The organism is Salipiger pentaromativorans, assembly GCF_024721115.1.
Classification (GTDB): Bacteria; Pseudomonadota; Alphaproteobacteria; order Rhodobacterales; family Rhodobacteraceae; genus Salipiger; species Salipiger pentaromativorans.
In genome coordinates, this window is the sequence record NZ_JAMDHK010000003.1 from 352465 (window position 1) to 378203 (window position 25739).

The window sequence follows — 25739 nt, forward strand, 5'->3', positions numbered from 1 at the left end:
CCCGCGCGAGGTGATCGAGGGCGTCACAATATGCGCGCGGTTGCCCATCCCCATGAGGATCGGCCCCACCTCCAGCCCGCCGGCCTTGAGCCGCAGGATGTTGCGCACGCCGCTCGCCGCATCCGCCTGGGCGAAGATCAGCACATTCGCCGCGCCCTGCATGCGGTTCTCGGGCATCAGACGCTCGCGCAGTTCGGGGTCGAGCGCGCTGTCCACATGCATCTCGCCTTCGTAGATGAAATCGCGCGGCTGGCTGTCGAGGATGTCCAGCGCGGCGCGGATGCGCGGGCCGGAGCCGTCGCTCTGGTTGCCGAACTGCGACCGCGAACATAGCGCGATCTTGGGCGTGAGGCCGAAGCGGCGCACATGCCGCGCGGCGCCGATGGTCGTCGCGGCGATCTGCTCGGGCGTCGGCTCGGTCCAGACCTGGGTATCCGCCAGGAACAGCGGCCCGTCCTCGAGGATCATCAGCGACAGAGCGCCCTGCGCCTCGCGCCCCCCCTCGCCCAGCACCTGGGTGATGTAGTTGAGATGCCAGCGATATTCGCCGAAGGTGCCGCAGATCATGCTGTCGGCCTCGCCGCGATGCACCATGATTGCCGCAATCGCCGTGAGGTTGGTGCGCAGGATCGCGCGCGCCAGATCCGGCGTCACCCCGCGCCGCGCCATCAGCTTGTGATAGGTCTCCCAGTAATCGCGATAGCGCGGGTCGTCCTGCGGGTTCACGATGTGGAAATCGCGGCCCGGGCGAATGTCGAGCCCCATGCGCTCGCAACGGCTTTCCATCACCTCCGGCCGGCCGATGAGGATGGGCTGTTCGGTGGTTTCCTCGAGGATCGCCTGCGCAGCGCGCAGCACACGCTCTTCCTCGCCCTCGGCAAACACGATCCGGCGCGATGCCGAGCGCGCGGCCTCGAAGACCGGGCGCATGAGCAGCGCCGACTTGAACACCGAGGCGTTGAGCTTGTCCTTGTAGGCCTTCAGATCCTCCAGCGGCCGCGTCGCCACGCCCGAGTCCATCGCCGCCTTGGCCACCGCCGAGGAGACCACGGAGGACAGGCGCGGATCGAAGGGTTTCGGGATCAGGTAATCGCGCCCGAAGGTGAGCTGCTCGCCATGATAGGCCGCCGCCGCCTCGGCGGAGGTGGTGGCGCGGGCCAGCGCCGCAATGCCCTCGACGCAGGCCACCGACATGGCGTCGTTGATCTCGGTCGCGCCGACATCCAGCGCGCCGCGGAAGATGAAGGGAAAGCAGAGGACGTTGTTGACCTGATTGGGGAAATCGCTGCGCCCTGTGGCCATGATCGCATCGGGTGCCACCGCGCGCACCGCATCGGGCATGATCTCGGGGGTGGGGTTGGCCAATGCGAAGACGATGGGCTGTGCGGTCATCTGCGCCACATGTTCGGGCTTCAGCACACCGGGACCGGAGAGACCGAGGAACAGATCGGCACCGGCGACCACCTCGTCGAGCGTCCGCTTGTCGGTCTTCTGCGCAAAACACGCCTTTTGCGGGTTCATATCCTCGTCCCGGCCCTCGTAGACGAGACCGTGAATGTCGCAAAGCCAGACATTCTCGCGCTTCACACCGAGTTTCAGCAGCATGTTCAGGCAGGCGATCCCAGCCGCCCCGCCGCCGGTAGAGACCACCTTGATGTCCTCGAACCGTTTGCCCGCCACATGCAACGCATTGGTGGCCGCGGCGCCCACGACGATGGCGGTGCCGTGCTGGTCGTCATGGAAGACGGGGATGTTCATCCGCTCGCGGCAGATCTTTTCCACGATGAAACAATCCGGCGCCTTGATGTCTTCGAGGTTGATCGCCCCGAAGGTCGGCTCCAGCGCGCAGACGATCTCGGCGAGCTTTTCCGGGTCGGGCTGGTTCAGCTCGATGTCGAAACAGTCGATGTTGGCGAATTTCTTGAAGAGCACGGCCTTGCCCTCCATCACCGGCTTGGAGGCCAGCGGACCGATATTGCCCAGCCCCAGCACCGCCGTGCCATTCGATACCACCGCCACGAGATTGCCGCGCGCGGTATAACGGGCGGCGGCCTGCGGATCGGCCTTGATCTCGAGACAGGCCTCGGCCACGCCGGGCGAATAGGCGCGGCTGAGGTCGCGGCCATTGGCCAGCGGCTTGGTCGCGCGGATCTCGAGTTTTCCGGGCTTGGGGTTTTCGTGGTAGAACAGCGCCGCCTGGCGCGCGGATTCCTGGGCGGTGTCGGACATGAGCAGCCGGGCTCCCAAATTAGTTCAATGCTGAACAATCCGCTTCGAGGCGGATGCGCGCCGAATAGCAGGAGTCTCGGAAGGCGTAAATGAAAAAGGGATCGCGCCCGACCCGGGCGCGGCACCGCGCCGATGCCCCAGCCGCGCAGGAACCGCCTGCCCCACGCCCCGGAACCATGATGCCCGCCCGGCCGATCCGGGCCGCGCCGCGGGTCACGGCACAAATCCGCGACCGTTTGCGCTCACGCGGTGGCGGCGCCGATTTCCATGGGTGACAAGTCCCGCCCCCGCTCCTATAAGGCGCGCGAAATCCGATACCCACCCAAGGAGTATTTCCAATGACCACCCTGGTTTTCGGCCATAAGTCCCCCGACACCGACAGCACCGGCAGCCCCATCGTCTGGGCCTGGTACATGAACGAGGTGAAGGGCGAGGCCGCCAAGCCCGCGCTGCTGGGCGAGCCCAACACCGAGGCCGCCTTCATGCTGTCGCACTGGGGTCTGGAAAAGCCCGAGATCATCGCCGACGTGGCCGAGGATGCGCCGGTCGTCATCGTCGACACCAACAACCCCGCCGAGCTGCCGGCCTCGATCAACGCGGCCGACATCACCGCGATCATCGACCACCACAAGCTGGTGGGCGGCCTGGAAACCAAAGGCCCGATCGACATCACCGTGCGCCCGCTGGCCTGCACCGCCACCATCATGGTCGATCTGATGGGCGACGACGCCGCCAAGATGCCCGAGGCCATCAAGGGCGCCGCGCTGACCTGCATCCTGTCGGACACGCTGGAGTTCCGCTCGCCCACCACCACCGAGCATGACAAGGCCGTCGCCGAGAAGCTGGCCGCCGAGCTGGGGGTGAACATCACCGAGTTCGCCGCGCAGATGTTCGCCGCGAAATCCGACGTCTCGGCCTTCTCGGACGCCGAGCTGATCCGCATGGATTCCAAGGAATACGAGGTCGATGGCACCAAGTTCCGCGTCTCGGTGCTGGAAACCACCGCGCCCGAGATCCCGCTGGGCCGCAAGGACAGCCTGATGGAGACCTTCAAGACCGTGGCCTCCGAGGACGGCGTGGATCAGGTGCTGCTGTTTGTCGTGGACATCCTCAAGGAAGAGGCCACGCTGCTGGTGCCGAACGACCTGGTGAAGACCGTCGCCGAAAAGAGCTTTGGCGCCAGCGTTGCGGGCGACACCGTCGTCCTGCCCGGCATCATGAGCCGCAAAAAGCAGATCATTCCGAACCTCAAGGTCTGATCCCCGGGGCACGGCCCCCGGAAAAGACGATGCCGGCTGCCACGCGCAGCCGGCATTTTTCTTTGTCGCGCGCTCACTCGCCGCGCACGACCTCGTAAAGCGCCGCATTGGGCACCACGCCCTCGACCGGCGGGAAGGCGCCCGCCTCACGCATCGCCGCGATGGCCCTGGCGAAATGCGCCGGGCTTTCCCAGCGGGCGATATTGATCAGCGAAAACCGCGCCTGCGGGTCGAGCGACCCGTGCAAGGCGGTCGAGATATAGCCCGGCTGCTGCTGGAGGAAATCGCGCGCGCTTTCCCAAGCGGAGATGGCCGCCTCCTGCCGACCTTCCGGCACCTCGAACACGTTGATCAGCGTCACCTCTGCCGCCGCCGCGCCGGCGATGAGAACCGCTGCCGCCAGCACGGCCAGACCCTTCGAAACTTTCATGTCTTTCATCCTCTCGATTTTAGATACCATGCTATGTAAAATTAAATAGCTTGCTATTCAATGATCTTTTTCAAGCGCTCTCGCCCCGTTTGGCCGCATATGCCGCTTGCTTGTCAGGGGTCTGCGGGAGTAGCGGTAAGGAATGACACCCAAAATCCTGACGACTCTGCGTGACTACAGCGCAGAGACTTTCCGTGCCGATCTCTGGGCGGGCGTGACCGTGGCGATGGTCGCGCTGCCGCTCAGCCTTGCCATTGCCATCGCCTCGGGCGCCGGGCCCGAGGCGGGGCTGATCACCGCCATCGTCGCGGGGTTCCTGATTTCGGCGCTCGGCGGCAGCCGGGTGCAGATCGGCGGGCCGACCGGCGCCTTCATCGTCGTGGTGGCGGGGGTCATCCATCAGCACGGGTTCTCCGGCCTCGTCACCGCCACCTTCATGGCGGGGCTCATCCTTCTGGCCGCCGGGTTCCTGCGCGCGGGGCGGCTGATCCGCTTCGTGCCCGAACCGGTGATCAACGGCTTCACCATCGGCATCGCCGCGATCATCGCGCTGAGCCAGCTCAAGGATCTCTTCGGCCTCTCCGCGCCCATGCCCGCCGAGGCGCTGGAAAAGATCGCCGCGCTTTGGGAGGCACGGGGCGAGATCGCGCTCTGGCCGCTGGGCATCGGCGTGGCCACCATGGCGCTGATCACGCTCTTCCGCCGTCTGGCCCCGGCCTGGCCCGGGCTGATCGTGGCGGTGGCGCTGACCTCGGGGGCGGTGGCGTTGTTCGACCTGCCGGTCGAGACGCTGGGCGACCGCTTCGGCACCCTGCCGCGCGGCCTGCCCCTGCCCGCCCTGCCCGACCTTTCCCCCGCAACCCTGCGCGAGCTGCTGCCCTCGGCGCTGATCATCGCCTTCCTCGCCGGGGTGGAATCGCTGCTCTCGGCGATGGTGGCCGACCGCATGACCGGCTTCCGGCACCGCTCGGGCGCCGAGCTGCTGGCCCAGGGCGCCGCCAACCTGGGCTCGTCGCTCTTCGGCGGGCTGCCCGCCACCGGCGCCATCGCCCGCACCGCCACCAATATCCGCGCCGGTGGCCGCACGCCGGTGGCCGGGCTGGTCCACGCGCTGACCATCCTGCTGGCGATGCTGGTGGCCGCACCGCTCGCCTCGATGCTGGCGATGCCCGCGCTGGCCGGGCTGCTGCTGCTCACCGCCTGGAACATGAGCGAGCCGCAGCACTGGAAGGCGCATTTCCTGCAAGGCCGCCGCAGCGACCGCTTCCTGCTGATCATGACCTGCGCGCTGACGATCTTCGCCGATCTCACCGTGGCCATCGGTCTGGGCGTGACCGCCGGTCTGGCCCTGCGCCTGCAACGCCGCGAGGTGCCGCCCGCCGACTGGACCCCGCCCGACCGGTAACCCCATGGCGCCCGGCGCGCGGGCACTGGCCTTCGCCCCGGGGCTGCGGCACTCTGCTGGCACCGGAGCCAGGAGAAGAGACCCCGATGGACCAGCAGACCCCGATCCGCATCGACAGCGGCGCCCTCTCCGCCACCGTCTCGCCGCTCGGCGCCGAGCTTCAGACCCTGCGCACGGCGGATGGCGCCGAACTGCTCTGGCACGGCGATCCCGCCTTCTGGAGCGGCCGTGCGCCGATCCTCTTTCCCATCGTCGGCCGCGCCCCCGGCAACCGCATCGCCGTGGGCGCCCATGAGGCCGAAATGGCGCAACACGGCTTTGCCCGCCGCGCCCGCTTTACCCTCGACACACACGCGCCCGACACCTGCCGCCACATCCTGCGCGACACCGCCGAGACACGCGCTCTTTACCCGTTTGCGTTCCGGCTCGCGGTCACCCACCGGCTGCACGGCGCCACCCTGGAGGTCGCCGTCGAGATCGCCAATTGCGACGACCGCGCGATGCCCTTCGGCTTCGGCTTTCACCCGGCCTTCGCCTGGCCCCTGCCCGGCGCCGAGGGCCAACCGCATGAGATCCGCCTCGACAACGGTGCCGAGCCGGCCATGGCCCGGCTGCATGACGGGCTTCTACCCACCGACCGCCTGCCCTCGCCGTTCCGTGCAGGCAAGCTCACGCTGATGCCCGAGCAGTTCGAGGAGGATGCCATGATCTTCCCCGCAGGCGCCGGCGCCGGGCTGCGCTACGGCGTGCCCGGCGGGCCGGAACTGGCCTTCGCCTTCGAGAACCTGCCGAACCTCGCGCTCTGGACCAAACCCGGCGCGCCCTTCCTCTGCGTCGAGCCCTGGCACGGCATGGCGGCCCAGAGCGGCGCCTCTCCGCAGATCTCCGAGCGGCCCTACAGCCAAAGCCTCGCGCCCGGCGCCGAGGCCCGGTTTGCCTATCGGGTAACAGCGGATCTCTGAGCGCCGCGAGGGGTGGCCATGGCCCCGATCAGGCCATATCAAAGGGCCAGATTTCTGCCAGAGGCCACCATGACCCAGATTATTGAAACTCTCTCCGATATTTCCGACAACTACGAGGCGATGTTCGTCGACCTCTGGGGCTGTCTGCACAACGGCGTGACCGCCTTTCCCGCGGCCGTCGAGGCGCTGCAAGCCTATCGCGCCAAGGGCGGTGTCGTGGTGCTGGTCACCAATTCCCCGCGCCCCCGCGCCGAGGTTGCCAAACAGCTCGTGACCTTCGGCGTGCCCGACGATTGCTGGGACAATATCGCCAGCTCGGGCGATTCCGCCCGCTCCGCGATGTTTCAGGGCACGGTCGGCAACAAGGTCTGGTTCGTCGGCACCGAGGCAGAGCTGCCCTTCTTCGAACCGCTGAAGCTGATCGACTCGCCGGTGGCGATCGAACGGGTGCCGCTGGAAGAGGCCGAAGGCATCGTCTGCACCGGCCCCTTCGATGCCGGCGCCGATCCCGCCGCGCTGCGCCCGCAGTTCCTCTATGCCAAGCAGAACGGGCTGAAGCTGCTCTGCGCCAACCCCGACATCGTCGTGGACCGCGGCGAGAAACGCGAATGGTGCGCCGGGGCACTGGCCGCGCTTTATACCGAGATGGGCGGCGAGAGCCTCTATTTCGGCAAGCCGCATCCCGCCATCTACGACCTCGCCCGCCGGCGCCTCTACGAAGTGGCGCCCGACCTGCCCGATTCCGCGATTCTCGCGGTGGGCGACGGGGTCAAGACCGACATCCTCGGCGCCATCGGCGAGGATCTCGATTCGCTCTTCGTCACCGGCGGGCTCGCCGCCGAGGAGACCCGCACCGGCGAACACCCGCATGAGGAGGCGTTGCTCGCCTTTCTCGCCGGAGAAGGCATCTCTCCGACCTATTCCATCGGCTTCCTGCGCTGATCCGATCCCGCCCCGACACAAACAGTTTGCCCGTGTCGGGGCGAATCCTCTTGATTTTCTGCATCCGCGAAGTAATAAAGTTGCCCACTGCGGGCGGTGACTCGCATATTTATTACTGGGCCAAAGTTCATGGAGGCAGAGATGTTCGATAACTTCCCGCGCGGAACGATCTGCATCGAAGACATCGAGATGGGGATGAGCCGCCATCTGCGCAAACATGTGACGGACCGCGACATCGAGCTGTTTGCCGAGGTCTCGACCGACCGCAACCCGGTACATCTCGACGATGATTACGCCCATGACACGATCTTCGAGGGCCGCATCGCGCACGGCATGCTGACGGCGGGGCTGATCTCGGCGGTGATCGGCGAGCAACTGCCGGGCCACGGCACGATCTATCTCGGCCAGACGCTGAAATTCCTCGGCCCGGTGCGCCCCGGCGACACCGTCTATGCCGAGGTCACGGTCACCGGAATCGACCACGCCAAGCGTCATGTCACCCTGAACTGCCTCTGCTCTGTGGATGGCAAGAAGGTGCTGGTCGGCGAGGCCAAGGTTCTGGCGCCCTCGCGCAAGTTCGACTGAGCGCGGCGCTTCATCCACAGCTCCGGCTGCGTATTTGACAAGAGAAGAAGACAGGGCCAGTGCGGCTCCTTGCCCTTCTTCTCTTTAAAAATACGCGCCTAAAGCGAGTCCTCCACCCGGAACCCCGCCGGGATGCCGTCGCGCCCCTCCAGCACCAGCGCCGCCATGACCTGCGCCACCTTCGGCGCCACGCCGAAGCCGATCTTGAACCCGCCATTGGCGATGTAATGCCCCTCGCGCCCGGGCCAGGGCCCCAGCATCGGCGCCCGGCTCTTCGCCCGCGGCCGCACCCCGGCCCAGCGCTCCACGATCTCGGCGCCATGCAGCACCGGCATCGCGGCCACCGCCCGTTCGACCAGCCCGTCGCATTGCGAGTCGGTCGTATCCGGCGCGTCGAAATCGCGCTCCGAGGTCGAGCCCAGCGCCACCGTCCCGTCGTGATGCGGCACGATATGCAGCCCGCCGGCAAAGACCTGCGGCACCGCACCCGCATCGTGGCGCAGCAGCACCGACTGCCCCTTCACCCCGTTGCCGACCGGCTTGCCCAGCCGCTCCGAGAGATCCAGCAGCCCGCGCCAGCCCGTCGCCCAGACCACCGCGCCGTCGTCCGGCGCCTCCGCCACGATCTCCACGCCCATCGCCGCCAGCGCCGCCACCAGCGCCGCGCCCGCGCGGCGCGGCGACATGCGCGCGCTCAGCGTGTCGCGGATCAGCCAGCCCGTCGGGGTGAGCGGCGCCCAGGCGCCTGCCGCCTCCGCCGCGATCACCTCCCAGGCCGCCGCCGCGCCCCAGAGATCGCGCGCCGTGATCTCCCGCGCCCGCGCCAGCTCCAGCGCGCGGGCATCGGCCACCGGTTGCAGCCGGCCGCTGCGCGCATAATCGGGCGAGACCCCGCCGACCTCTTCCACCTCGGCCCAGAACCGCGCGGCCATGAGCAGGCTGTCGAGCTGGAACGCCTTCTTCGGGTTCCAGTTTTCCGGCACATGCGGCGCCAGCGCGCCCACCAGACCGCCGCTCGATCCGGCACCGGGCCCGGCGGGGTCCACCACCCGCACGCGCGCACCCGAACGCGCGCAGACCCAGGCGATGGAGAGGCCGAAAATCCCCGCCCCGCGCACCGTCACGTCCAGCCTTGCCATTCCCGTGCCTCCCGTCCAATCTCGCGCCAGTTCTAGGACAGACGATCATGACGAACCAGCCCGATGCGCCGCTCTGGCGCGACGGCGGGGTGCCCGTGTCGCCCCGCTTCGACGACCCCTATTATTCGCTCGACAACGGGCTTGCGGAAACCCGCCACACCTTTCTGGCCGGCAACGGCCTGCCCGAGCGGTTCCGCGACGGGTTCCACATTGCCGAGCTGGGCTTCGGCACCGGGCTCAACCTGCTGGCGGCGCTGCATCTTTGGCGCGCGCAGGGCCGGCCCGGCACGCTGCGCGTCACCAGTTTCGAGGCCTTCCCCATGGCCGCAGAGGACATGATCCGCGCCCAGGCCGCCTTTCCCGAGCTGGCCGGGATCGCCGCCGAACTGGCGCCGCACTGGCGCGCCGGGGCGCAGCGTATCGCCCTGCCCGACCTGAGATTCGAGATGGTCCCCGGCGATGCCCGCGAGACCCTGCCGCGCTGGGAGGGCCTGGCCGATGCCTGGTTCCTCGACGGGTTCTCTCCTGCCAAGAACCCCGAGCTCTGGGAGCCCGCGCTGATGGCGGAGGTCGCGCGCCACACCGCCCCGGGCGGTTCGGCGGCCACCTATACGGCGGCGGGCCATGTCCGGCGGGCGCTGGAGGCAGCGGGCTTTGCCGTCACCCGCGCGCCGGGATACGGGCGCAAGCGGCACATGACCGTGGCGAGGCTTTCCTGATGGCAGAACAGAACACCCGGCTCGGCATCTGGCTGATGGTCGCGACGACCTTTGTCTTCGCGCTTCAGGACGGGATCTCGCGGCATCTCTCCGAGGCCTATAACGTCTATATGGTGGTGATGATCCGCTACTGGTTCTTTGCCGCCTTCGTGATGGCGGTGGCCGGGCGGCAGGCCGGCGGGCTGAAGGCGGCGGCGGCCACCACACAGCCCGTCCTGCAAGCGTTTCGCGGCGTGCTTCTGGTCGCCGAGATCTGCGTGATGGTGACCGCCTTCGTGCTGCTCGGGCTGACCGAAAGCCACGCGGTCTTTACCGCCTATCCGCTTCTGGTCGCGGCGCTCTCGGGGCCGATTCTCGGGGAAAAGGTCGGCTGGCGGCGCTGGACGGCGATCGGCGTCGGATTTGTCGGCGTGGTGATCATCCTGCAACCCTCGGGCGGGGTGTTCTCGCCCTTCGCTGCCGTGCCGCTGCTGGCGGCGCTGATGTTCGCGCTTTACGGGCTGCTGACCCGCTATGTCGCGCGCCGCGACAGCGCCGCCACCTCCTTCTTCTGGACCGGCGTCTCCGGCGCGGTGACCGCCACGCTTGTCGGGGTCTGGTTCTGGGAACCCATGACCGCGCCCGACTGGGGCTGGATGATCGTGCTCTGCTTTACCGGTGCGCTGGGGCATTTCACCCTGATCAAATGCTACGAGGTGGCCGAGGCTTCGGCGGTGCAGCCCTTCGCCTATCTGCAACTGGTCTTCGCCTCGACCCTGGGTCTCACGGTCTTTGGCGAAACGCTGCGCCCGAATGTGGTGCTGGGGGCCGCGATCATCGTGGCGGCCGGTCTCTTCACGCTGTGGCGTGCCCGGCAGCGGGGCTGAGCCCCCCGCGCGCCAACAGGCAAAAAGAAAAACGCCCCGCGGCTTTGCGCGGGGCGTTTTCCGTTTTCAGGATCGCGGCCGGATCACATGCGGCTGGCCACGTTCTCCCAGTTCACGAGATTGTCGAGGAAGTTGGCCAGATAGGCCGGGCGCTTGTTGCGGAAGTCGATGTAATAGGAATGCTCCCACACGTCGCAGCCCAGCAGCGCGGTCTGGCCGAAGCAGAGCGGGTTCACGCCGTTTTCGGTCTTGGTGATCTTGAGGCCACCATCGGTGTCCTTCACCAGCCAGGCCCAGCCCGAGCCGAACTGGCCCACGCCGGCGGCGGCGAAATCTTCCTTGAATTTCTCGACTGAGCCGAAGCTCTCCTTAATCGCGGCTTCCAGCTCGCCCGGCATGGAATTGTCGCCCGGGCCCATCATCTCCCAGAACTGCGCATGGTTCCACGCCTGCGAGGCGTTGTTGAAGATGCCGCTCTGCGCCACCGCGCCGGCGGCATAGGTGCCGGTCACGATCTCTTCGAGGCTCTTGCCCGCCCATTCGGTACCCTCGACCAGCTTGTTCAGCGTGGTGACATAGGCGTTGTGGTGCAGGTCGTGGTGATATTCCAGCGTCTCCTTGGACATGCCCTTGGAGGCAAGCGCATCGTGAGCATAGGGCAGATCGGGAAGTTCGAACGACATGTGAGGTGTCCTCTTGGCGTTGAGTGAATTTGTAAACCATTCCTAGACCCGCATGGCGCGAGGTCAAGCGATGTCACCGTATAAAACGTGCCAGACCGGCAAATGTTCCGCCGCCGTCAGGTGCCGTGAAAACCGACCTCGCCTCCCGGCTCCGCCGCGGTGGCGAGCACCCGGAAGGCATAATCGGCGACCGAGCGGAAACAGAAAAGCTGCGCCTCCTCCGGCCCGCGCAGCCAGATCCCCGCCGCGACCTGCGCCAGCTTGCTGCGCTTGACATCCCCCGGCACGAAGGCGCCCGGCGCCATATCCGCCGGCACCAGCTTGGAAAGCACATCGCGCAAAGGCGCGCCGCTCAGCCGGAAATGCGCCCGCGCGTCCGAGACATCGACCGCCAGCAGGATCCAGTTCGGAAAGGTCTCTTCCAGCCGTGCCAGCATCTCCGGCACCTCGTCATAGGGCAGCAGCAGCAGCAATTCGTCCGGCGACATCCAGAGCAGCGCGCGGTCCCCGTCCGAAACCGCCTTGCGCGGTTCGGGAAACGCCAGACCCAGCAGCCCGCTCAGCTTTGCGCGGTAATCGTCGGAGACCTCGCAGCGCAGGGTGATCTGCCCCTGCGCGGGCAGCGCCTCGACCGTGACCAGCCCGTCGAACCGGGCGCCGTCCAGAGGGGCCATGACATCAGACATTCTGTTTCTCCCCTTCCGGATCGTAGAAGACCGGGCTCACGATGCGCGCCTCGACCAGCGTCGGCTTGTCGTCGGTGTGATCCTGCTCCTCGGCGGTAAAGCCCAGCACCTCGCCCATGCGGTCGGGCCCGTGCCGGACCAGCCCCATGGCGATGCCCTTTTTCAGCGTCGGCGAATAATAGGTCGAGGTCACGCGGCCCTGGGTGTTGCGCTGCCCGTTGGCATTGCGCCCCGGCGCGATGGCATAGGCCCCGTCCGGCAGCACCGAGCCGTCGAGCGTCTCCAGCCCCACGAGCTGCCAGCGGTCGTCCCGCGCCATGTCGGTCCGCTCCTGCGCGCGTTTGCCGAGGAAATCCGCCTTCTTCTTCGAGATCGCCCAGGACAGGCCGAGATCCTGCGGGATCACCGTGCCGTCGCTCTCGTCGCCGATCATGATGAAGCCCTTCTCGGCGCGCATCACATGCAGCGCCTCGGTGCCATAAGGGGTGATGTCCCACGCCCGCCCGGCTTCGAGCAGCTTGCCCCAGAAGGCGCGTCCGCGATTGGCGGGCACGGCGATCTCGTAGCTGAGTTCACCGGAGAAGGAGATGCGGTAGACCCGCGCCGGCGTGCCGGCCAGCGCCCCTTCGGCCCAGGTCATGAAAGGCAGCGCCTCTTTCGACACATCCATGCCGCCGAGCGTTTCCAGAAGGTTGCGGGCATTGGGACCGACCACGGCGATCTGGGCGTATTGCTCGGTGAGATTGGCGGTGAAGACCTTCCAGTCCCACCATTCGCATTGCAGCCAGTCTTCCATATGGGCGTGGACGTGATCCGCGCCGCCCGACGTGGTGTGGCAGAGCCAGCTATCCTCCGACAGACGCACGACCACGCCGTCATCCATCAGAAAGCCGTTTTCGTTACACATCAGGCCGTAGCGGCATTTGCCCACCGGCAGCGTCGACATCATGTTGGTATACATCATGTCGAGGAACCGGCCCGCATCCGGGCCTTTTACCAGGATCTTTCCAAGCGTCGATGCGTCAAGGATTCCAAGAGATTGCCGTGTGGCATTGATCTCGCGGTTGACCGCGTCGCGTTTCGCCTCGCCGGGATGCGGATAGCAATAGGGCCGGCGCCACTGGCCGACCGGCTCCCAGGCCGCATGGTTCGATTCGTGCAAGTCCTGCATCGGCGTGCGGCGCAGCGGCTGGAAGATCTCGCCACGCGCCTCGCCGGCGATGGCGCCGAAGCTGATCGGCGTATAAGGCGGGCGGAAAGTGGTGGTGCCAACCTGCGGAACCGGCGTGCCAAGCGCATCAGAAAGCACCGCGAGTCCGTTTATATTGCTCAGTTTTCCCTGATCGGTCGCCATGCCCAGCGTGGTGTAGCGCTTGGTGTGTTCGACGCTTTCGTAGCCCTCGCGCGCGGCAAGCTGCACGTCGGACACCTTGACGTCGTTCTGGTAGTCGAGAAAGGCCTTCATGCGCAGCTCGGCGCGGGCGCCCTGCGGCATCAGCCAGACCGGCAGCAGCGCTGCCTCGGACGCGGCCTCGGCCTGCGGCGGGGCAGCGGTTGCGGCATGGCCCAGCGCCTCGGCGGCCGCGACCGCAGCCTTCTCGGCATCGGCCAGCGTATCGGAGAGGTGAAAGGCCCCGCTCGCCGCGCCGGCTGTGCCGAGGAAGGGCGCGCCATCGGCGCCGGTGGGCGCACGGGTGGGATCGGGGCGGAACACGGCGTTTTCCGCGTCCCAGGCGAGCTTGCCGCCGCAATGGGACCACAGATGCACCACCGGCGACCAGCCACCGGACATCGCCACCGCATCGCAGGGGATTTCCTCGAGCACCGAACCTTCGCCGGCCTGCAGACAGGTGGCGACACCGGTGACCCGCTTGCCGCCCAGCACCTTGGCGATGCCGCGGCCCGGCTCCACGCGAATGCCCAGCGCGCGCGCCTCCTCCATCAGCGCCCCGCCCCCCAGGGGCCGCGCATCGAGGATCACCGGCACCGCAAGCCCCGCCTTTTTCAGAACGATTGCAGTGCGATAGGCGTCGTCGTTATTGGTGACCACCACCGTGCGGTCGCCCGCCGACACGCCGTAATTCACCACGTAATCGCGCAGCGCCGAGGCCAGCATGACCCCGGGCACATCGTTGCCGGCAAAGCTCAGCGGGCGTTCGATGGCGCCGGTCGCGGCGACGATCTGCTTGCAGCGAATGCGCCAGAGCCGGTGGCGCGGACCATGTGCGCCGGGCTTGTGATCGGTGACCCGCTCATAGCCCAGCACATAGCCATGGTCGTAGACCCCGGCACCCATGCAGCGCAGGCGCAGACGGACGTTCTCCATGGTTTCCAGCTCGGCCACGGTCCGCGCCACCCAGTCCGCGGCGGCCATGCCGTCGATCGTGCCGCCATCGACCGGGGCGCGGCCGCCCCAATGCGCGCCCTGTTCGATCAGCAGCACCTGCGCCCCCGCCGCGCCGGCGGCTTTCGCCGCCTGTAGCCCGGCCACCCCGCCACCGACGATCAGCAGATCCACATGCGCATGGAAATGTTCGTAGCGGTCGATGTCGCGCACCTCGGGATGCGGCGCCTTGCCCAGCCCCGCCGAGCGCCGGATCACCGGTTCGTAAAGATGTTTCCAGAAGGCGCGCGGCCAGAGGAAGGTCTTGTAATAGAACCCCGCCGGCAGGAAGCGCGCCAGTTTCGCATTCACCTCGCCCACGTCGAACTCGAGGCTCGGCCAGTGGTTCTGGCTGTCCGCCACCAGCCCGTCGAACAGTTCGGTGGTGGTGGCGCGCTGATCGGGTTCGAACCGCGCGCCCTGCCCGAGACCGACCAGCGCGTTGGGCTCTTCGGCACCGGAGGCCACGACCCCGCGCGGGCGGTGATACTTGAAGCTGCGGCCCAGCAACATCTGGTCGTTGGCCAGCAGCGCCGAGGCCAGCGTGTCGCCGGCAAAACCGGTGAAGCGCTTGCCGTTGAAGGTGAAACCGATCTGCTTGCTGCGGTCGGTGAGGCGGCCGCCCTTGGCCAGTCGCGTACTCATGACTCGGACCTCATATGCGTGGCGCCGGCGGAGCCTCCGGCGGGAGTATTTGTCGAAAGATGAAGACTCATGCGCCTTGCGCCCAGTCCGGGTGGCGCCGGGCGATGCGGTCGCGGATCTCTTGCGGCGGTTCGTGGGTCTGAGCGGGATAGGTGCCGTAGACCTCCATGGTGACGCTGTCGCGCGCCGCGAGGAACCACTTGCCGCAGCCATAGGCGTGGCGCCAGCGCTCCAGCACCACACCTTTGGGGTTCTCGCGTTCGAAGAGATAGCGCTCGACCGCCTCGTCGGAGGCGCCGGGTCCCTCGCGTTTCAGATGCGCCTCTCCGCCGGGGACAAGCTCGATCTCGGCGGCATCGGCGCCGCAGCAGGGGCAAGGCAGGGTCAGCATGGGGCATCTCCTTGGAAGAGCGGACAGGCGCGGAAGCCGCGCGCGAAGGCCGGGGCGCGTTCCCGCGCTGCCGTTCTTGCGGCAGGGCTGCGGAAAACATGCACAAATTTGAAGCTATCGCCGCTTCCGCACGGCCCATGGGCCGAAATCAACGTCGCGTTTGCATCCCCGCCGCAGTTTGCGGTTACGCTAACGGCGAGGCAAAAAGAAAGGGCAGAGAGATGGGCAGATTGCTGACCCTCAGCTTGACGAGTCACCGCGGCCGGCAATACCCGGTCGAACTTTTCACCCCCGACACGGTCTTTACCGACACCGGCGCGGTCTACCTGTATCTGCGGATGCCCGAGGGCCGCTCGGTGCAGGCGCAGGTGCTCTATGTCGGCGAGACCGAGGCGCTGGGGCGCCAGCTTCTGCACGACCGGCGCCCTGGCGGGCCCTGGGACCGGGCCGAGGCCAAGGGGTTCGACACGATCGGCGGGCTGGCGCTGGCACGCCCCGAGGACCGCGCGATGATCGCGCGCGAGTTCATCCATAGCTGGCACCCGCCCTGCAATGACGGTCATGGCGCGCTGGCCGGTCTGGTGGGGCTGGCGGCGCCGGCGCCGTTCCAGATGAAACGGGCGATGGGCGGCAAGTGACGCCGTAACACGCGGGCCCACGGGCAGATCGCTGCCGGTGGCCGCGCTCAATGCGCCACCCCCGCCGCGACGCTTTCGTCGATGAAACGGCCTTCGCGAAAGCGGTTCAGGCCGAAGGCCTCGGTGAGCGGCGAGGATCCCTTGGCCATCAGCTCGGCAAAGCCCCAGCCCGAGCCCGGGATCGCCTTGAACCCGCCGGTGCCCCAGCCGCAGTTGATATAGCAGCCCTCGAGCGGGGTTTTCGACAGGATCGGCGAGCGGTCGCCGGTCACGTCCACGATCCCCGCCCATTGCCGCAGCATCTTGAGGCGCGAGATCATCGGGAAGGTCTCGATCAGCGCGCGCACCGTCTCCTCCACATGCTGGAAACTGCCGCGCTGCGCGTAGTTGATATAACCGTCGGTGCCGCCGCCGATCACCAGCTCGCCCTTGTCGGACTGGCTGAGATAGCCGTGCACGGTATTGGCCATCACCACCACGTCGATGGCCGGTTTGATCGGCTCGCTGACCAGCGCCTGCAGTGCCACCGATTCCAGCGGCAGGCGGAAGCCCGCCATCTCGGCCAGCACGCCGGAATGGCCCGCCACCACGATGCCCAGCTTGTCGCAGGAGATGTCGCCCTGGGTGGTGGAGACGCCGGTCACCCGCCCGCCCTCGCGCAGCACGGCGGTGACCTCGCAGTTCTGGATGATGTCCATGCCCATGTCGGAACAGGCCCGCGCATAGCCCCAGGCCACCGCATCGTGCCGGGCGGTGCCGCCGCGCACCTGCCAGAGCGCGCCCAGCACCGGGTAGCGCGGCCCGTCGATATTCATGATCGGGCAGAGCCGCTTGACCTCGCGCGGCGAGATCATCTCGGTGTCGATGCCCTGCAGGCGGTTGGCGTGCACCGTGCGCTGATAGCCGCGCAGCTCATGCTCGGTCTGCGCCAGCATCATCACGCCGCGCGGGCTGAACATGACATTGTAGTTCAGGTCCTGGCTCAGCCCCTCGTAAAGCGAGCGCGCCTTCTCATAAAGCGCAGCGGAAGGATCCTGAAGATAGTTCGAGCGGATGATCGTGGTGTTGCGGCCCGTGTTGCCGCCGCCCAGCCAGCCCTTCTCGATGATGGCGACATTCTTGATGCCGAAATTCTTGCCCAGATAATAAGCGGTTGCGAGCCCGTGCCCGCCCGCGCCGACGATCACCACATCATAGCGCGCTTTCGGCTGCGGCTTGCGCCAGGCGCGTCCCCAGCCGGTGTGATAACGGGCGGCCTCGCGGGCGATGGCAAAAGCGGAATAACGTTTCATCGGGCCTCGAATCCGGGACGGCATGTCCTCTTCTGTCCGGACCTCACCACAAGCGGAACCCCGACCGCAACCGCCAAGGCGGGGCTTGCGAAGCGACATTGCCATTTGGCCGCGCCTCTTGGCCCTTTTTTCCGCGGCCCCGCGCCTATACATGGTCCGGAAACACACGGGAGAGAGCATGACCCTATTCTGGATCGTCTCGGGCGCGGCGGCGCTCGTCGTGGCGGCGCTGCTGGTGCTGGCGCTGATGCGCGGGCGGCGGGAGACCGGGCCGGCCGAAGCCTATGATCTGCAGGTCTATCGCGACCAGCTCAAGGAGATCGAGCGCGACGCCGCGCGCGGCGTGATCGGCCCGGAGGAAGCCGAGCGCCTGAAGACCGAGGTCTCGCGCCGCATCCTCTCGGCGGATTCGCGGATGCGCGACGCCAAGACCGGCACCACGGCGGGACAGGGCCCGTCACGAGCGATGGCGGTGGGCATCGTGCTGGCCCTGATCGCGGGGACCTTCGGGCTTTACACCACGCTGGGCGCGCCGGGTTATGGCGATCTGGGGCTGAAGGACCGCATCGCCGCCGCGCGCGAGCTGCGGGCCAACCGCCCCGCGCAGGAGGAGGTCGAGGCGCAGCTTCCCGTGCAGCCGCCGGCCGAAGCGCCTGCCGATTACCTGACGCTGGTCGATCGCCTGCGCGGCGCGGTGGAAACCCGCCCGGACGACATTCAGGGGCACGTCCTGCTTGCCCGCGCCGAAGCGGCACTGGGCAATTACCAGGCCGCCTATGCGGCGCAGCGGCGGCTGATCGAGCTGAAAGGCCAGAGCGCCACCGCCAAGGACTACGCCGACCTGGCCGATATGCTGGTGCTGGCGGCGGGCGGTTATGTGTCGCCCGAGGCCGAGCGCGTGCTGGACGAGGTCATGGCGCGCGATCCGTCGAACGGGGTCGCCCGCTATTACGGCGGGCTGATGATGGCGCAGACCGGCCGTCCCGACGCGGCGTTCCGGATCTGGGACCAGCTTCTGCGCAACAGCGCACCCGAGGATCCCTGGGTGGCGCCGATCCGCGAGCAGATCGTCGATCTGGCCATGGCCGCGGGCGAGAACAATTACCAGCTTCCTGCAAATATGGCCCCGCGCGGCCCGTTCATGGCCGGCCCCAGCGACGCCGATGTCGAGGCCGCCTCGGAGATGACCGCCGAGGAGCGTCAGGACATGATCCGCGGCATGGTCGACCGGCTGGGCGAACGGCTCGCCACCGATGGCGGATCGCCCGAGGAATGGGCGCGGATGCTGAGCGCGCTTGGCGTGCTGGGCGATACCGAGCGCGCCAGCGCGATCTGGGCCGAGGCCCAGACCGTCTTCGCGGGACGGCCCGAAATGCTCGAAACGGTACGGCAGGGAGCGGTGCAGGCCGGCGTTGCGGAGTGACGGGCGCACCTGTCCCCTGCCGGAGCGTGCTGCGATGATCGTCGAGGAGATCGCCGAATTTGCCACCGCCCTGCCCCGCGACCGGGCGCTGGCCGGGCTCGACCTTGGCACGAAGACCATCGGCGTGGCGCTTTCCGACCGTCTGCTGACGGTCGCCACGCCGCTGGAAACGGTCAAGCGCAAGAAATTCACCGAAGACGCGCAGCGGCTGCTGGCCATCCTCGAGGCCCGCGAGATCGCCGGCGTCGTCCTGGGCCTGCCCCGCAACATGGACGGCAGCGAAGGCCCGCGCTGCCAGTCCACCCGCGCCTTCGCGCGCAATTTCGCGCAGCTCTGGCCGGGCCCGATCACCTTCTGGGACGAGCGCCTCTCCACCGTCGCCGCCGAGCGCGCGCTGCTCGAGGCCGACACCTCGCGCAAGAAACGCGCCGAGCTGATCGACCATGTGGCCGCCTCCTACATCCTGCAGGGCGCGCTCGACCGGCTGCGCCATCTGAAGGGCTGAGCCATGAGCGACGAGGTCTGGAAGCGCGACGAGATCGAAAGCCCCTGTATCAAGATCTGCGTGATCCATCCGGACTCGCGGCTCTGCACCGGTTGCCTGCGCAGCATCGACGAAATCGCCGCCTGGTCGCGGCTCAGCCCCGAAGCACGCCGCGCCCTCATGGCCGAGCTGCCCGCCCGCAAGGCGCAGCTCACCCGCCGCCGGGGCGGCCGCGCGGGGCGGCGCGAGGGCTGAGGCTCAGAACAACGCCTTGCGCAGCATGTTCAGGGCCACCGCCAGGATAAAGACCGCAAAGGCCCGGCGCAGGGTCTTTTCCTCCACCGAATGCGCCAGTTTCGCGCCCAGCGGCGCGGTGATCAGCGTCATAGAGATGGCGATGGCAAAGGCGCCGATATTCACCGAGCCCAGCGTCGCCGGCGGGCGCACCTCTGCCGGCACCGGCACGAAGAGGAAGGCCAGCACCGAGGGCACCGCGATCAGCACGCCGAAGCCCGCCGCCGTCGCCACGGCCCGGTGCATCGGGACCGAGCAGAGCGTCATCAGCGGCACGGCAAAACTGCCCCCGCCGATCCCCATGAGCACCGACAGAAACCCCACCATCGGCGACAGAGCCGCGCGCAGCACCCCGGTCGGCATCTGGCCTGACAGCCGCCAGTGCCGCCGCCCGAAGGCGAAATAAAGCCCGATTCCGATGGCGATGCAGCCGAACAGCGCCTGCAAAAAATCCGAGCGCAGCCGCGCGGCGATCATCACCCCGATCAGCGCGCCCACCGCGATGCCCGGCGCCCAGGCACGCAGGATCGGCCATTCCACCGCGCCTTTCTTGTTATGCGACAGGACCGAACGCATCGAGGTGACGATGATCGTGGCAAGCGAGGTCGCCAGACAGATCTGCATCACCTGCGGGCTGCCGTAGCCAAGCGTCTCGAAGGTGAAGAGGAACGCCGGCACCAGCACGATCCCCCCGCCAACCCCCAGCAGCCCGGCAATCAGCCCCGCGAAGGCGCTGGTGACGACAAGAAGCCCCACAAGGGGCAGCAAGGTGCTGAGATCAAACATGGGAGGTCCTTCGGATGGGTCCCATGCCGCTTAGCCCCGCCCCCGCCGGGGCGCAAGGCTCAGGCCGCCACGGCCACCCGCGCGAGGGCCCTCTCGATCACTTCGGGGCCGGCGCCGTCGCGAACCGCCTCTTCCGACAGCACCCGCCGCCATCCCCGCGCCCCGGGGCGGCCCGCGAACAGCCCCAGCATGTGCCGGGTGATCTGATGCAGCCGCCCGCCCGCGGCCAGATGCCGGTCGATATAGGGCAGCATGGCACGCGCCACCTCTTCCGGCGCCGGCACCGGGCCCGCCGCGCCGAAGATCCGCGCATCCGCATCGGCAAGGATTTCCCAGGGCCGGTGATAGGCCGCGCGTCCGATCATCACCCCGTCCAGCCCGGAGGCCAGCAGCGCCTCGGCCGTCTCGAGGCTCTCGATTCCGCCGTTGATCGAGACGTGCAGGTCGGGAAAGGCCCGTTTCATCTCTTGCACCAAAGCGTAATCGAGCGGCGGGATGTCCCTGTTTTCCTTGGGGCTCAACCCCTTCAGCCAGGCCTTGCGGGCATGGACGGTCACCCGCCGGCAGCCTGCCGCCGAGACGCGCTCGAGAAAGGCGGGCAAGGCGTCGCGCGGCTCCTGATCGTCGACGCCGATCCGGCATTTCACGGTGACCTCGCAGGACACCGCCGCGCGCATGGCCGCCACGCAATCGGCGACAAGATCGGGGCTCTTCATCAGCACCGCGCCGAAGGTTCCCGACTGGACCCGGTCCGACGGGCAGCCGCAATTGAGGTCGATCTGATCATAGCCCGCCTCTTCCCCCAGCCGCGCCGCCGCTGCGAGCTCCTGCGGATCCGATCCGCCGAGTTGCAGGGCTACGGGATGTTCCTCGGGGTTGAAGTCCAGCAGATGCAGGGCGCCCCCGCGCACCAGCGCCGGCGCGGTGACCATCTCGGTGTAAAGCAACGTGTGGCGGGACAGCAGGCGATGCAGATAACGGCAATGCCGGTCCGTCCAGTCCATCATAGGCGCAATGGCAAGTCTATGTGCTTGATATTTCGTCATTTTTCCAGTAGTATCAACTCATTGCGCGGCGGCGTGTGCACTCTAATCTACGACCCAATACGCCCCTTTTCGCCACGTTTCGACCGCGCACTGCACACATAGAGCACACGAAATGGCGACCATATCAAAGCTTCCTTCGGGCTCCTGGCGAGTCCAGGTCAGACGCAAAGGGCACTACATTAGTGAATCCTTCCTGCGCCGCGGTGACGCGGAGCTTTGGGCGCGGACCATTGAGGGCAAGATCGATCGGGGGGAACCTATACACACTCGCGTTGCCACGGCCAAGACATTCGGAGACCTCATCGATCTTCACAGAGCGGATCTGGCGGAAGTCGGGAGAACGCTCGGTAGGTCGAAAGCCGCGAGCCTGGATTTTCTTGCGCTACGCCTCGGGGCTTTGAAACCCGCCGAGCTCGGCCGGGAAAAGCTCGTCGAGTTCGGTCGTCAGCGCGCCAAAGAAGGGGCCGGCCCGGTAACGGTTGGCATCGACCTCGGATACATCAAGACGATCCTTTCGCATGCTGCCGCCGTTCACGGCATCATCGCCCCAACCGAAGGAGTTGATCTCGCTCGGATAGCGCTCACCCGGCTCGGACTGGTGGGCAAAGGCAACGAACGGGATCGTCGGCCGAGCGAAGAGGAGATCGACGCGATCCTGAAGGCGCTTGAAAGCAACCCACGACAGTTCATCCCCGTAGCGCGCGTCGTGCGTTTCGCCATCGCGACGGCCATGCGACAAGATGAAATCTCTCGGGCGCGATGGGAAGACTACAACCCTCGAACCAAAATGCTGCTCATCCGGGACCGCAAAGACCCTCGCCGCAAGACGGGCAACGACCAACGCATCCCGCTGCTGTCCGTTTCTGGTTACGACCCCTGCGCGTTGATCGAAGAACAACGTGCGCTGGTGGGCAGTCGCGGCAGAATCTTCCCTTACAACGGACGCTCAATCGGCACGGCATTCCGACGGGTCTGCCGTACCTTGGGCATCGAGGATTTGCATTTTCATGATCTGCGCCACGAAGCGACCAGTCGACTGTTCGAGGCAGGTTTCACCATTGAACAGGTTGCCCTTGTCACCGGGCACAAGGACTGGAAAATGCTGCGCCGCTACACCCACATCCGCCCAGAGGGTCTCCATGCGCTCGCGGCAAGCAGGGTTGCCTAGCCTTCACATCTGGAAATGACTTCTGGCGGCTCACATCGCTGCAATCTCGGCACAGATAGTGCCACCGCCGATCATTCCCCCGTCGCGCCATGCCAAGGGAACGGCACCGTATGGCCGCTTTCTTCGAAACGACGCTCGAAATCCTGCGCGACCTCCTCCACCGTGATCGCGGCGAATTGCGCCAGCAGCCGTGTCTCGGCCTCTGCCAGCGTCGCATCGAGCCGCGCGTCGACCGCCTGCTCGACCAGACAGGGCGACGGATCCGCCTGCGGTCCAATGTTGAACAGCGGCGGGTGGCCGACCGCCTCGTAGACGTCGCGCAAGCTGATCTCGGCCAGCGGGCAAGCAAGCTGCCAGCCACCGCCATGACCCTTTTCCGACGACACGATCCCCCGCTCGCGCAGCCCCGCCATCATCCTGCGCACCACCACGGCGTTGGTCGAGATCATCTGCGCGATCTGTTCCGAAGTGGCACGCCCGACATGTCGGTCCATGTGGATCAAGACGTGCAGCATCCGGGACATACGAAGATCGCGCGCCATGGGGTTTCCTTTCCTTGCCTCTTCAGGCTCCTTAGCAGCACTCACGTAACAATGAAAGTTTCATGTCTTGAAATGACGCACCGAATCACGTAACTTTCAGTGATACATTAAAGGGAACCACCATGGATCACGATGTTCTCGTCATCGGCGGCAGCTTTGCCGGGCTGGCCGCCGCGATGCAGCTTGCCCGCGCCCGCAGACGCGTTTGCGTTCTCGACACCGGCGCCCCCCGTAACCGCTTTGCCGCCGCATCGCACGGGTTTCCCGGGCAGGACGGGCGTCCCCCGCAGGACATCCGCGCCGCCCTCAGACATGAACTCTCGGCCTACCCCACCCTGTCCTTCCAGGACGGCGCGGCGGTTTCAGCTGCGCGCGAGCGGGACGGATTTCGGGTGGCACTGGCAGAGGGTGGAGACATCACCGCGCGGCGGCTGGTCCTGGCCTTCGGCGTGCGCGACAGCCTGCCCGATCTCCCGGGGCTGTCCGAACGCTGGGGGGCCACGGTGCTGCATTGCCCCTATTGCCATGGCTACGAGTTGAACGGCGGTCCGGTCGGCGTTCTGGCGCGCGGCGAGGCGGCGCTGCATCAGGCGATGCTGCTGCCCGACTGGGGGCCGACGACGCTCTTCACGCAAGGGGTGCTCCTGCTGACCGGGGAACAGCGGCAAAGCCTGACCGCCCGGGGCGTCACGGTCGAGGAAACGCCTGTCGCGGCGCTGATCGGCGCCGCCCCGGCGCTTGACGGGGTACGGCTGGACGACGGCCGTGAGATCGCGCTGGCGGGGCTGTTCCTGGCGCCGGACACAGCGCCCTCCTGCGATCTGGCTGCGCAGCTAGGCTGCACCATGAAGGACGGACCAACCGGCCCCTATGTGGCCGTCGACCCGATGCAGGCCACCAGCCAGCCCGGCGTCTTCGCCGCCGGCGACCTTGCCAGCCCCATGCCCAATGCCACGATCGCCGCGGCGGCGGGCGTGATGGCAGGCGGCGCCGCGCATCGCTCGCTGATCTTCGATCCGGATCTGACCGCTGCGGCCTGACGGAGCATCGCCATGCAACAGACCACACGAGACTTCTGGAACGACCGCTACCGCGACAAGACCGGCGACACATCCGGCAAGCCCGGGCTCGTTCTGTCCCAGTTCGCCGGTCCGCTGGCACCGGGGCGTGCGCTGGAACTGGGCTGCGGCCGAGGGGACGATGCGCTCTGGCTGGCCCGGCAGGGCTGGCAGGTGACGGCGGTGGACGTCTCCGATGTGGCGCTCGACTACGCGGCTGATAGCGCCAGCCGCGCCGGACTGGCCGGGAATATCCGTTTCGAAGAACACGATCTGGCCGAAACCTTCCCGAAAGGCAGTTTCGACCTCGTCGTGGCCAGCTTCCTGCAATCACCGCGAGACTGGCCGCGCGCGCGTGTGCTGGCCCGGGCGGCAGGCGCGGTGTCCACCGGCGGGCGCCTTCTGATCACCGAGCACGCCTCGCACCCGCCGGGATCCAAGGCAACCGAGGACACGATTTTTCCAACCGCTGATGAGACGCTGGCCTCGCTCGCGCTCGATCCCCGTCAGTGGCGGAGGCTTTGCATCTGCGCCATCGCGCGCACCGGCACCCGGGCCGAGGTTCTTGGCGAAACGGTCGAGGACAACGTGATCTTCATGGAACGGCTAGGATAGGCTACAATCTCCCTGCAGGCCCGCAAGGGCCTGCAGCCCACCCGAGACGAGTGTACTGCAGGGGATCACATCCTCCTAAACCCCCTCGATCAAGGGCAGATCGAATTCAAACTTCATCTCATAGCCAGTCGTGTGCAAACCCGGCTGTACCTCGTTCAGCAGCATCCGGCCTTGCGTCACAGGGCCCATTCATCTTCGTCAGGGCGGTATCCTGGGGCTGAAGCCGCATCGAGATCGCCTCGGCGGCGCGTTTCAGATCCCTGTGGCAGAAGCCCACCCCCGAGAATAGAGGGAGCGAGACAGGTCATCGCCATCGAGTAGCGACGTTGTGAGCCAAGAGCATCCGCACCGCGTTCAGAACACATCTCCCAAATTTGTTTTTGGACGCTCATGCCCGGTTGAGAACTTCTCAATCGCCTTGTCCGACAGAACGCTCGACCATCGTGTCGTTGGGAGGATCAGAGGACGCGGAAAATGCAGATTGCGACGATCGGGGCGCTGGCGCTCTATGCCTTTGTCATGTCGATCACCCCGGGACCAAACAACATGCTTCTCGCGAACGCGGGGCTGGTGTTTGGCTTTCGGAGCACCATACCGCAGATCGTTGGCATTCCGACCGGTGTAATCTCCCAAATCCTGCTCGTGGCCGCCGGTCTCAGCAGCCTTTTCGCACAGTTTCCCAGCATCCAGTTGGCACTCAAGGTGGCTGGGACATTCTATCTGCTCTGGCTCGCCCTGAAGCTATGGAAAGCCGATGCGCTGGCGCAATCACCCAATGCCACCCCGATCTCGTTTTCTCAGGCGCTGCTGTTCCAGTTCATCAATCCGAAATCTTGGCTGATCGCGCTCACCGCCGTGTCGGCATTTCTGCGGCCCGAAAAGGCGGTTCTTCCCCAATTGTTGATCATTTGCTTCGCCTTCGCATTGATCGGCACCCCATGCATGGCCGTCTGGTCTGCCATGGGATCCGCCCTGCGGCGCCACCTGTCGAGCCCGACCAGCCTCAGGCGCGCAAATCGAACCCTCGCGGCGCTCGCATCGGCAACGTGCCTCATGTTCTGGCTCTGAA

At 66.9% G+C, this 25739-nt stretch carries 26 protein-coding genes; 15 read left to right on the forward strand and 11 right to left on the reverse strand.

The genetic code is table 11. From position 1 onward, the window contains the following. The coding region (locus tag M4578_RS07560; protein ID WP_258092852.1) for an NADP-dependent malic enzyme at positions 1-2229 on the reverse strand (2229 nt) is incomplete at its 3' end. A gap of 338 nt (positions 2230-2567) precedes the next feature. On the opposite strand from M4578_RS07560, the gene M4578_RS07565 reads away from it, so the two are divergent. Continuing rightward, complete coding sequence (locus tag M4578_RS07565) at positions 2568-3488, forward strand: manganese-dependent inorganic pyrophosphatase (protein ID WP_258092853.1); 921 nt, start codon at positions 2568-2570, stop codon at positions 3486-3488. Positions 3489-3561: 73 nt separating this feature from the next. On the opposite strand, the gene M4578_RS07570 is transcribed toward M4578_RS07565, so the two are convergent. After that, the gene (locus M4578_RS07570) at positions 3562-3918 is read right to left on the reverse strand and encodes an antibiotic biosynthesis monooxygenase family protein (protein ID WP_258092854.1); all 357 of its coding nucleotides are present in this window, start codon (positions 3916-3918) and stop codon (positions 3562-3564) included. A 142-nt stretch (positions 3919-4060) separates the two neighbouring features. Here M4578_RS07570 and M4578_RS07575 point away from each other — a divergent pair, with 142 nt between their 5' ends. From M4578_RS07575 to M4578_RS07590, 4 genes are all read left to right on the forward strand, one after another. After that, positions 4061-5323, forward strand: a complete 1263-nt coding sequence (locus M4578_RS07575) for a SulP family inorganic anion transporter (protein ID WP_258092855.1) — start codon at positions 4061-4063, stop codon at positions 5321-5323. An 86-nt stretch (positions 5324-5409) separates the two neighbouring features. Continuing rightward, on the forward strand, positions 5410-6285 hold the full coding sequence (locus M4578_RS07580; protein WP_258092856.1) for an aldose 1-epimerase family protein: 876 nt from the start codon (positions 5410-5412) through the stop codon (positions 6283-6285). Between the two features lie 69 nt (positions 6286-6354). Next, positions 6355-7227, forward strand: coding sequence for a TIGR01459 family HAD-type hydrolase (locus M4578_RS07585; protein WP_258092857.1), 873 nt, complete (start codon positions 6355-6357; stop codon positions 7225-7227). 141 nt (positions 7228-7368) lie between these two features. After that, positions 7369-7812 (forward strand): MaoC family dehydratase, encoded by a 444-nt coding sequence (locus M4578_RS07590; RefSeq protein ID WP_258092858.1) that lies wholly within the window; start codon positions 7369-7371, stop codon positions 7810-7812. A 98-nt stretch (positions 7813-7910) separates the two neighbouring features. Here the strand turns inward: M4578_RS07590 and M4578_RS07595 are convergent, their stop codons facing one another. Further along, positions 7911-8951, reverse strand: coding sequence for an NAD(P)/FAD-dependent oxidoreductase (locus M4578_RS07595; protein WP_258092859.1), 1041 nt, complete (start codon positions 8949-8951; stop codon positions 7911-7913). A 47-nt stretch (positions 8952-8998) separates the two neighbouring features. Between M4578_RS07595 and mnmC2 the strand changes: the two genes are divergently transcribed. Continuing rightward, positions 8999-9670 carry a tRNA (5-methylaminomethyl-2-thiouridine)(34)-methyltransferase MnmC2 gene (gene mnmC2, locus M4578_RS07600; RefSeq protein ID WP_258092860.1) on the forward strand — a complete coding sequence of 224 codons (672 nt, stop codon included), beginning with the start codon at positions 8999-9001 and terminating at the stop codon, positions 9668-9670. After that, positions 9670-10536, forward strand: a complete 867-nt coding sequence (locus M4578_RS07605) for a DMT family transporter (RefSeq protein ID WP_258092861.1) — start codon at positions 9670-9672, stop codon at positions 10534-10536. The genes mnmC2 and M4578_RS07605 overlap by 1 nt, the downstream gene beginning before the upstream one ends. 83 nt (positions 10537-10619) lie before the next feature. Here the strand turns inward: M4578_RS07605 and M4578_RS07610 are convergent, their stop codons facing one another. From M4578_RS07610 to M4578_RS07625, 4 genes are all read right to left on the reverse strand, one after another. Beyond that, on the reverse strand, positions 10620-11219 hold the full coding sequence (locus M4578_RS07610) for a superoxide dismutase (RefSeq protein WP_258092862.1): 600 nt from the start codon (positions 11217-11219) through the stop codon (positions 10620-10622). A 116-nt stretch (positions 11220-11335) separates the two neighbouring features. Beyond that, positions 11336-11905, reverse strand: coding sequence for a sarcosine oxidase subunit gamma (locus M4578_RS07615; RefSeq protein WP_258092863.1), 570 nt, complete (start codon positions 11903-11905; stop codon positions 11336-11338). After that, a complete protein-coding gene (locus M4578_RS07620) occupies positions 11898-14933 on the reverse strand; it encodes a sarcosine oxidase subunit alpha family protein (RefSeq protein ID WP_258092864.1) in 3036 nt (1011 codons plus the stop codon). Before M4578_RS07620 ends, M4578_RS07615 begins: the two co-directional genes overlap by 8 nt. A gap of 67 nt (positions 14934-15000) precedes the next feature. Beyond that, on the reverse strand, positions 15001-15324 hold the full coding sequence (locus tag M4578_RS07625; protein ID WP_258092865.1) for a sarcosine oxidase subunit delta: 324 nt from the start codon (positions 15322-15324) through the stop codon (positions 15001-15003). A 245-nt stretch (positions 15325-15569) separates the two neighbouring features. On the opposite strand from M4578_RS07625, the gene M4578_RS07630 reads away from it, so the two are divergent. After that, entirely contained in the window at positions 15570-15962 is a 393-nt protein-coding gene (locus tag M4578_RS07630) for a hypothetical protein (protein WP_258092866.1), read from the forward strand. 47 nt (positions 15963-16009) lie between these two features. Here the strand turns inward: M4578_RS07630 and M4578_RS07635 are convergent, their stop codons facing one another. Beyond that, a complete protein-coding gene (locus tag M4578_RS07635) occupies positions 16010-17254 on the reverse strand; it encodes a sarcosine oxidase subunit beta family protein (RefSeq protein ID WP_258092867.1) in 1245 nt (414 codons plus the stop codon). Positions 17255-17432: 178 nt separating this feature from the next. Between M4578_RS07635 and ccmI the strand changes: the two genes are divergently transcribed. The 3 genes from ccmI to M4578_RS07650 are packed head-to-tail and all read left to right on the forward strand — an operon-like array spanning position 17433 to position 19416. Further along, positions 17433-18677 (forward strand): c-type cytochrome biogenesis protein CcmI, encoded by a 1245-nt coding sequence (gene ccmI, locus M4578_RS07640; RefSeq protein WP_258092868.1) that lies wholly within the window; start codon positions 17433-17435, stop codon positions 18675-18677. 34 nt (positions 18678-18711) lie between these two features. Further along, on the forward strand, positions 18712-19182 hold the full coding sequence (ruvX, locus tag M4578_RS07645; protein ID WP_258092869.1) for a Holliday junction resolvase RuvX: 471 nt from the start codon (positions 18712-18714) through the stop codon (positions 19180-19182). A 3-nt stretch (positions 19183-19185) separates the two neighbouring features. Then, positions 19186-19416 carry a DUF1289 domain-containing protein gene (locus tag M4578_RS07650; RefSeq protein WP_258092870.1) on the forward strand — a complete coding sequence of 77 codons (231 nt, stop codon included), beginning with the start codon at positions 19186-19188 and terminating at the stop codon, positions 19414-19416. A 3-nt stretch (positions 19417-19419) separates the two neighbouring features. Here the strand turns inward: M4578_RS07650 and M4578_RS07655 are convergent, their stop codons facing one another. Beyond that, positions 19420-20241 (reverse strand): sulfite exporter TauE/SafE family protein, encoded by an 822-nt coding sequence (locus tag M4578_RS07655; RefSeq protein WP_258092871.1) that lies wholly within the window; start codon positions 20239-20241, stop codon positions 19420-19422. A 59-nt stretch (positions 20242-20300) separates the two neighbouring features. After that, positions 20301-21287, reverse strand: a complete 987-nt coding sequence (gene dusA / locus M4578_RS07660; protein WP_258092872.1) for a tRNA dihydrouridine(20/20a) synthase DusA — start codon at positions 21285-21287, stop codon at positions 20301-20303. Positions 21288-21399: 112 nt separating this feature from the next. Here dusA and M4578_RS07665 point away from each other — a divergent pair, with 112 nt between their 5' ends. Next, entirely contained in the window at positions 21400-22455 is a 1056-nt protein-coding gene (locus M4578_RS07665) for a site-specific integrase (RefSeq protein ID WP_028092959.1), read from the forward strand. Positions 22456-22526: 71 nt separating this feature from the next. Here M4578_RS07665 and M4578_RS07670 read toward each other — a convergent pair whose 3' ends face one another. Continuing rightward, on the reverse strand, positions 22527-22997 hold the full coding sequence (locus M4578_RS07670; RefSeq protein WP_011747741.1) for an RrF2 family transcriptional regulator: 471 nt from the start codon (positions 22995-22997) through the stop codon (positions 22527-22529). A 122-nt stretch (positions 22998-23119) separates the two neighbouring features. On the opposite strand from M4578_RS07670, the gene M4578_RS07675 reads away from it, so the two are divergent. The 3 genes from M4578_RS07675 to M4578_RS07685 all read left to right on the forward strand — a co-directional run bounded on the left by M4578_RS07675 (position 23120) and on the right by M4578_RS07685 (position 25738). Further along, on the forward strand, positions 23120-24037 hold the full coding sequence (locus M4578_RS07675; protein WP_258092873.1) for an NAD(P)/FAD-dependent oxidoreductase: 918 nt from the start codon (positions 23120-23122) through the stop codon (positions 24035-24037). A 12-nt stretch (positions 24038-24049) separates the two neighbouring features. Continuing rightward, on the forward strand, positions 24050-24670 hold the full coding sequence (locus tag M4578_RS07680; protein ID WP_258092874.1) for an SAM-dependent methyltransferase: 621 nt from the start codon (positions 24050-24052) through the stop codon (positions 24668-24670). Positions 24671-25144: 474 nt separating this feature from the next. Further along, complete coding sequence (locus M4578_RS07685; RefSeq protein WP_258092875.1) at positions 25145-25738, forward strand: LysE family translocator; 594 nt, start codon at positions 25145-25147, stop codon at positions 25736-25738. The last annotated feature ends 1 nt before the right edge of the window (position 25739 follow it).